The sequence below is a fragment of the Pontibacter locisalis genome (assembly GCF_042684605.1).
Classification (GTDB): Bacteria; Bacteroidota; Bacteroidia; order Cytophagales; family Hymenobacteraceae; genus Pontibacter; species Pontibacter locisalis.
The window spans coordinates 79339-86692 of record NZ_JBHULU010000005.1 but is presented as its reverse complement, the minus strand read 5'-3'; the positions used below and the strand labels follow the sequence as shown (position 1 = coordinate 86692).

The 7354-nt window shown below is 44.5% G+C and carries 6 protein-coding genes; 2 read left to right on the top strand and 4 right to left on the bottom strand.

Annotation, left to right across the window (positions count from 1 at the left end; all coding sequences use genetic code 11):
- Positions 1 to 191: 191 nt before the first annotated feature.
- The 3 genes from ACFSRY_RS05050 to ACFSRY_RS05040 form a co-directional block, all read right to left on the bottom strand.
- Complete coding sequence (locus tag ACFSRY_RS05050; protein ID WP_377503681.1) at positions 192 to 752, bottom strand: hypothetical protein; 561 nt, start codon at positions 750 to 752, stop codon at positions 192 to 194.
- A 60-nt stretch (positions 753 to 812) separates the two neighbouring features.
- Positions 813 to 3149, bottom strand: coding sequence for a TonB-dependent receptor (locus ACFSRY_RS05045; protein ID WP_377503680.1), 2337 nt, complete (start codon positions 3147 to 3149; stop codon positions 813 to 815).
- Between the two features lie 227 nt (positions 3150 to 3376).
- Positions 3377 to 3700 (bottom strand): hypothetical protein, encoded by a 324-nt coding sequence (locus tag ACFSRY_RS05040; RefSeq protein WP_377503679.1) that lies wholly within the window; start codon positions 3698 to 3700, stop codon positions 3377 to 3379.
- A 279-nt stretch (positions 3701 to 3979) separates the two neighbouring features.
- Here ACFSRY_RS05040 and htpG point away from each other — a divergent pair, with 279 nt between their 5' ends.
- Both htpG and ACFSRY_RS05030 read left to right on the top strand, forming a co-directional pair.
- Positions 3980 to 5806, top strand: a complete 1827-nt coding sequence (gene htpG, locus ACFSRY_RS05035; protein WP_377503678.1) for a molecular chaperone HtpG — start codon at positions 3980 to 3982, stop codon at positions 5804 to 5806.
- A gap of 223 nt (positions 5807 to 6029) precedes the next feature.
- Entirely contained in the window at positions 6030 to 6941 is a 912-nt protein-coding gene (locus ACFSRY_RS05030) for a toxin-antitoxin system YwqK family antitoxin (protein ID WP_377503677.1), read from the top strand.
- Here the strand turns inward: ACFSRY_RS05030 and ACFSRY_RS05025 are convergent.
- Entirely contained in the window at positions 6938 to 7300 is a 363-nt protein-coding gene (locus ACFSRY_RS05025; RefSeq protein ID WP_377503676.1) for a YraN family protein, read from the bottom strand. The two genes, ACFSRY_RS05030 and ACFSRY_RS05025, sit on opposite strands and share 4 nt — an antisense overlap.
- Between the last annotated feature and the right edge of the window lie 54 nt (positions 7301 to 7354).

Sequence of the window (7354 nt, the reverse complement as noted above, 5' to 3'; positions counted from 1 at the left end):
TCTACCTCAGTTACCACTTGTAGTTTAAAGCCTAAGGGATAATCGCGCTGACTGCGCTTGCTTTTTTTCTCTGCTGCTTTTTCCATAATAGGTTGTTTTAAGTGTCAACCTATTTTAGGACGGGACTTCATAATAATAAAAAGCGGGCAGAAATTTCTGCCCGCTTTTTATTATTATGAAGTATCTATATGCTATTGAACCTGAATATTGAAAGTTACATCAGCGTCCGTCTCACCGGTTGTGATAGTGCTAGTGGCATTCTTTAGCCCAGGTTGATGCTTTAACACAACACGGAGCGTTCCTGTTTTGGCCGTTCCTGTATGAATAGTGCCTTCCAAGCCTATAGGAAGGTCCTTGCTGTCGCGGTCTGTTTTTGTAACTGTTAACAGATCGGCAGGAGATGGAACAAAGAAAAACTCGTGCTCGTCGCCCTCTGCTCTAATTTCAGTTGTAATATCCTCTGTGCCATTAGACTCGTCAAGTACAGTAATTCTTGTAATATAATGTGTGTTGGCATTCAGTACAACTTGTGTCGGCGTCATAACAGGAGGTTGACCACCATCTCCATCCAGATCTCTGAAAGTGGCAGTGATTGGCGTACCCCCGTTTTGTGGAGTCATAGTAAGCGTCAGCGTTGTGATTAACTCTTCCTCATGATCGTGTGGCTCATCACCATGGTCATCGCAGGAAGAGAATGTCAGTAAAGCTCCCAAGAGTACAAAAGTCAGGTGTGGTCTGAATAGTTTTTTCATTGTTGATAAAAAATTAAAAATAGATTTAATAAAAAAATTAAGGATGAATTAGGAGTAAAATTATTTATTGCCGCCTAGACTAAGCGGCACTTTTACCCTGAACAGTAGCATCCGACCTATGTCGTCTGCAAAATATCGGAATCTGTTCAGGTAATCGCGGTAAGAGGTATTCAGCAGATTATTACCGGTAATGCCAAACTCAACCGGTTGCTTCCCGAAATGTACTGTAGTGCCCAACTCCATGTTTAGCAAAAAAGCGCCGGCAGGAGGTGCCATGTAGTCCTGCTCTGCCTTGGTAGGTACTCTTGTCTGCTCTGCCACATAGGTACCACCTAGGGCAACATAAGTGTCAGTAAGGCTTTTTATATTACCAATAGTACCAGGCTCAAAACGTAGCATGTTATTATATCTATCGGCTGGTACTCCTACCAAGTGGTCATCCAGATCTTTGTTAGTAGCTCTTACAATTGAGGTTCTGGACTCCAGGTACAAGTTTGGAGTAAACCTATATTCTAAATCAAGATCTACGCCTTTGAAAACGGCATCGGCTTGTTTATACTCAAAAGTTGGAAAAGCTCCACGAATAGTTAGTGTGGCTGGCTGCACAGGTGCCAGGTAAATGTAGTCGTTAATAAAGTTGTTGTACAGGCTAAGCTTACCGTTCAGGCGCTGGTTTCCATAGTAGTTCACAGAAGCCTCAAAGTTATATGCCTGCTCAGCATTCAGATTGCGGTCGCCGCGCTCATAGCTTGCAGAGCCGTGATGTACTCCGTCGCTGAACAATTCGTTGGCACCCGGCGCTCTCCAGGCAGAGGTTGCACTTAACCCAAATGTAAGGTGGTAACCAACATCATATAAAGCGCCCAAGGTACCAGATATGTTATTGAAATTATACTCCGGGCGAATAATGTCAGCGTTTCGCTCACGCTTAGTTATATTTAGCTTTTTAAAGTCATAACGAACACCTCCTTCCAATTGTAATTTATCCTTCCGCCACTTCTCAATGATAAAAGCACCAGCTGTAAAGTTTCGGAAATAGGGGATAAAGTAGCGCCCACTGTAGATATTATTCTGATAGATGGTGCTAATCCCGGCAGACCCTGAGAAGTTACCTAATGGAGCGTGCTCCCAAACAGTTTCTGTGGTGTGCGTGGTAATGTCAAGCGTTAGTTCTGGGTTAGTGCCTGATGCGCGATGGGCATCATACTCTTCCCGGATGTTTCGCTGAAAGCCATACACAAATTCCAACTTGCCGGCATCTCCTGTGTTAAGGTAGGCTTTGGTTTTAAGCAGGTGGTGTGTCACGTCCTGGAAAGGTCGTTCTATAGTATAACTAAAATCGTAGCTGGTCTGCTCTGGCCTGTCGCGGGCTATGGCATTGTACAAGTCAGTCAAGTTTCCGATGTGGGCAGCTTTCAGAATTCCCAACCGCGTATTAAACTGACTGTAGAATACCTCCGCACCAAAATTTTCTTTCTTATACCCTAAAGCTCCAGAGAAATTAGCCTCGCTAAAACCTGTATTCTGAAGATAGTAATCAGCAGTACGGGCATTGCCAGCGCGCTTGAGTGTACCCTGCAAACGCCAGCTAAGGGCAGGCAGCTTTGCTGCTTTTCCGTCTACAGTAGCAGAAACAGCACCTTGCCTGTTGTTTGTTGTGCCAAGCAGGTTCAGCTCGCCGTTTACACCAACACAATCGCGCAGAGGAGCGGGTTCAACGAGTACCACACCACCAATAGCATCAGCACCATAACGTACTCCGGCAGCTCCTTTCACCACTTTTATTTCAGAGGCTGCAAAAGGGTCTATTTCCGGGGCATGCTCTGCACCCCATTGCTGTCCTTCATGCCGCACGCCGTTATTAAGTATAAGGATGCGATTACTGTGCAGGCCATGAATGACAGGTTTTGAAATGGTAGGGCCGGTCTGAATGGTAGACATCCCAGAAATGTTCTTAATAGACTCGCCTAGCGAAAGGCCTCTCGTTGCTTCCAACTCACGACCAGATATCGTGCCTGATGACTGCGCCTCTTCAGAAAGGCGGTTGCCAATAACCTCTACTTGGCTTAATTGCCGGCTATCAACATGCAGCTGCAGGTCACGAACAGTTGAAGAAGTGATTTTTACAGAAAAAGTCTCCTCCTCATATCCCAAATAGGTCACCTTCAATGTATAGGAGCCCTGGCAGAGATGATGAAAATGATAATTTCCGTATTCATCTGCTACTGTTGCTCTTTGCAACTTAGGTATAGAAACAGTGGCCCCTACCAAAGGAACGCGGCTGTCATGATCCAACACCTTGCCTGAAATGGTAAGGCCGCAGTCCTGCTCATCCGGAGCTTCAGGCATAGAGTCAGGCATAAATTGAGCCTGCAGAGGTTGGAACCCTATAGCCAAGGCTATAAAAGTCTGCAACAGAATATATTTGACTTTACTAAATGTAAACACAACTTCAGTTTTAGCAATACTAATTATAAGCAACTGAAAAGCAGTTGGTAACTCCTTCTGTAGCTAACACAATGCCAAAAGCAGACGCTTAGCTTTAAGGAGCCGAAATAGGTAAGACAATAGTGCACAATCAGCCATGCCTGTATAGGTCAGCGTTAAGTGCAGTCTAACTAAAGTTAAGCCACCGGAGGGCCTCTGAGAGAAGTGTTAAAGAGAGCAACACCAAGCCATATGCTGTTATAGTGTACAGCGTAGGTGGCAGCATGTGTTACAGGGGTAAAATCAGCGGGAGTGGCGGCTGCCTGAAACGGAGCCCCAAATAAGTCTTCGACAGGGCAGTGTTTATGCTTTTGCCCTACCTGCGCTTTATGATTATCCGAATGTTCGGTATGTACAGTATGGGTGTGCGGGTGTAGCTGGAGCAATAACGTATCCGGCACCATTACTCTAAAGAAGAGCAGGAGCAGAAAAACAGCGATATGTCTCAGATAACGATGCACTTTATTCTATATAGAACCCTAACAGGTACAATATAATTTCAACAATGTTGCATTTTAAGCAATTATTGTGAAATCATCAGCATGTGTGCTGCTATAGTTATGCCAATTATAGTGAAAAAAGATGAACTAAACGACAGCAGCTGGCGATTAAATCTCTCCTTTTTCTGACAACCTGTCACAGAAACAGCTGCTTTACAGTAATGGAACAAGATTTGAAAGCCACAGCACAGGCCGGGAGGTCATTTAATAAATGGGATTCATAAAACTTAAAGTATAAATATGGAAGAAAGAGGTAGTATTTCGATTCACACCGAGAATATTTTCCCGATCATTAAGAAGTTTTTATACTCTGATCACGAGATCTTTGTGCGTGAGCTGGTGAGTAATGCCGTGGATGCTACGCAAAAGATAAAGCGCTTAGCGGCTATTGGTGAGTACAAAGGCGACCTGGGAGACCTGGCAGTTAAAGTGGCTGTTGACAAGGACGCGCGTACGATCACAATTTCTGATCATGGTATCGGTATGACTGCCGAAGAGATCAAGAAGTATATTAACCAGATTGCTTTTTCCGGTGCAACTGAATTTGTGGAGCGCTATAAGGAGACTGGTGGCGACAAAGATCAGATTATTGGTCAGTTTGGTCTTGGCTTCTATTCTGCCTTCATGGTGGCAGATCGGGTCGAGATAGTTACAAAGTCTTACAAAGAGGGTGCAGAGCCGGCACACTGGAGCTGCGATGGTAGCACCGAGTTCGCTATTGCCCCTGCGCATAAAGAAACGAGAGGAACAAATGTTATCCTGAACGTAAATTCAGATTCTGAAGAGTTTCTGGAAGCAGCACGTATTAAAACAATTCTGGAGAAGTACTGTAAGTTCCTGCCAGTACCGGTGGAGTTCGAGGGAGAAGTTATCAATAACCCTAACCCAATCTGGACGAAGCAGCCGTCAGAGTTAACTGATGAGGATTACAGGAACTTCTATAAAGAGCTTTATCCTTTCTCTGAGCCGCCGTTGTTCTGGATCCACCTGAATGTTGATTACCCGTTCAACCTGACAGGTATACTGTACTTCCCGAAGATCAAGAACGACTTTGAGCTGCAGCGAAACAAGATACAGCTATACTCGCGCCAGGTGTTCATCACAGATGAGGTGAAGGATGTAGTGCCGGAATTCCTGATGCTGTTGCACGGTGTTATCGACTCGCCGGATATTCCTCTGAACGTAAGCCGTTCTTTCCTCCAGGCTGACTCCAGTGTTAAGAAGATTAACACCTACATCACGAAGAAGGTAGCCGACAAGCTGAATGAGATCTTTAAGAAGGACAGAGCTGCTTTCGAAACAAGCTGGGAAGACATCAATGTGTTTGTGAAGTATGGCATGCTGAGCGATGACAAGTTCTACGAAAAGGCGAAAGACTTCGTGCTGCTGCAAAGCGTAGACAATAAGTATTATACTATAGATGAGTATAAGGCGCTTACGCAGGCAAACCAGACGAATAAGAGCGATCAGTTAGTTTTGCTTTACACAACAGATGAGGAGAAACAGCATGCTTTTGTTGAGGCAGCTAAAAACCGAGGTTATGACGTACTGAAGCTGGATTCTTTAATAGACAGCCACTTTATTGGCTTACTTGAGCAGAAGCTAGAGAAAACTACACTGAAGCGGGTTGACTCTGAGACAGTTGATAAGCTGATTGAGCGTGACGAGACAAAAGATAGTGTTCTGAACGATAAAGAGAAGGAAAGCCTGAAGGAGGTTTATGAAAAAGCCATCGATAATAAGAATATGATGGTGGAGGTAGCTCCAATGTCTCCGGATGATGCTCCGGTAATCATCACGCTGCCTGAATTTATGCGCCGTATGAAGGATATGAGTAAAGCAGGTGGCGGCGGTATGATGTTTATGGGCGATATGCCAGACACATACAATGTTACTATCAATGCGAACCATAGCCTGAGCCAGCGTATTCTTCATGCGAAAGAAGAGAACCGGGGACGAATTGCACGTCAGGCATTTGATCTTGCCTTGCTGTCGCAGAACATGTTGTCCGGTGCTTCGCTTACAGCATTTGTGAAGCGTAGTTTCGAGCTGATTGATAAAGAATAGTTTCGATTAATTTATACCTACAGCAAGAGGCAGCTACCCGGTAAGGGGGCTGCCTCTTTGATTTTATACCCCTTTCCCGATGAAACTATACCCTTGCCGGTAGAGTTATAGGAGCTATTATCCTGTTGGTGCTTATATGATAAATGCGCATCTTTACGTTATATAGATTGTTATTTGCAGGCTGTTTTCTGCTTATTCACTTGATCTCAGAGTTAAGACCAAAATGAAGCATACGCTCCGGTTAGCATTATTTTTTGTGGCAGGTACAGGCCTGTTGTTCCTGGGTGGTTGTGGACAGCCAAAATGGAACAGTGACTATAACCTGAGCCAGGCACGGGTGAAAGATGGAGCTACTACAAATGCCATTGCCTCTGCCGACAGCACTGCACCTACAGTAGCAATGGAAGGTGAAGTGGAAGAAAAGGAACGTAAGCGCAAAAAGAAACGGAATAAAAAGTATTTTCTTGGCTATAAGGTAAAGCGTGCCTTTGTTAAGTCAGGCCGTGGTAGCCGCGAAACAGTTGAGACTTTCAGCTTCCTGGATGAGTATGAGGAACCAAATCCCTACGCGCCCCTGAAATATTATTATGATACCAAGAAGCGGGCACTGCACCGCTCTGGCAGCGAAGAAAAGGAACCTGGCAGATATAAAGTGCTGCATGGCCCCTACGAAAAGAAGATTGATGGGCAGGTAATTGAGGAAGGGTATTATTACGTTGGCACCAAACACCTTCGCTGGGAACGTTACAGAAGAGGCGAAGAGGGCATACTACTGGATAAAACTCATTTTGAAAAGGGCTTTCCACGCGATGCGAAGGTTACTTACTATGATGGCGAAGGTAAAAAGCTGAAGGAGGTACTGCCTTATGAGTATGGGGAAGTACAGGGTACCTATTACCGCTTTTACGAGAATGGCCAGGTAGAGTGGATCGGGCAATACGAAAAGGGGCGCAAGGTTGGTGTGTGGGTAAAGCATTATGATTTCCGTGGTCGCAGGCATTTTGAATATCAATATCCTGAAACAGCCTATGACAAAGAATTCGAGCCCTATCTTATTAAAGAATATGACCGCCACGGTACGCTGATTTTTGAAAAGGATAAGTTTGATAAACGCTCTCAGGCTGCGCAGCGTTAATGAAAAGCATCCTCTATATGATGGATGGTTATGGGTTTGGTAAGCGTGATGGAAATTATATCGAACCTAATCTCATGCTGCCACGAGGTAGCATGAATGTATTGATCTGCGGCCTTTAGCAGCATTCTCTCCTTTTTATTGTTAACGGCCTCTTCCGGGTATCCATAAATATCTGTAGTTCTGGTTTTTACTTCGATAAATACTAGCATGTGGTTCTTTTTTGCAATAATGTCTACTTCGGATCGCCTGTACCTGTAATTCCGGTGTAGCAGAATATAGCCCTTTTGTAGCAGGTATTGAGCTGCAACCTGCTCTCCCTGTTGCCCTGTATGTAAGTGCGTATTTGTTTGTGAAGCCATATTAAACATGTAATTTGCATCAAATTAAGACTTTGTGGGTCTTACGTAATCTCA

What these genes read in the sequence shown, in the direction of transcription:
- ACFSRY_RS05050 (WP_377503681.1), bottom strand. Translation starts at nt 752, where the DNA reads ATGAAAAAACTATTCAGACCACACCTGACTTTTGTACTCTTGGGAGCT.
- htpG (WP_377503678.1), top strand. Translation starts at nt 3,980, where the DNA reads ATGGAAGAAAGAGGTAGTATTTCGATTCACACCGAGAATATTTTCCCG.
- ACFSRY_RS05030 (WP_377503677.1), top strand. Translation starts at nt 6,030, where the DNA reads ATGAAGCATACGCTCCGGTTAGCATTATTTTTTGTGGCAGGTACAGGC.
- ACFSRY_RS05025 (WP_377503676.1), bottom strand. Translation starts at nt 7,300, where the DNA reads ATGGCTTCACAAACAAATACGCACTTACATACAGGGCAACAGGGAGAG.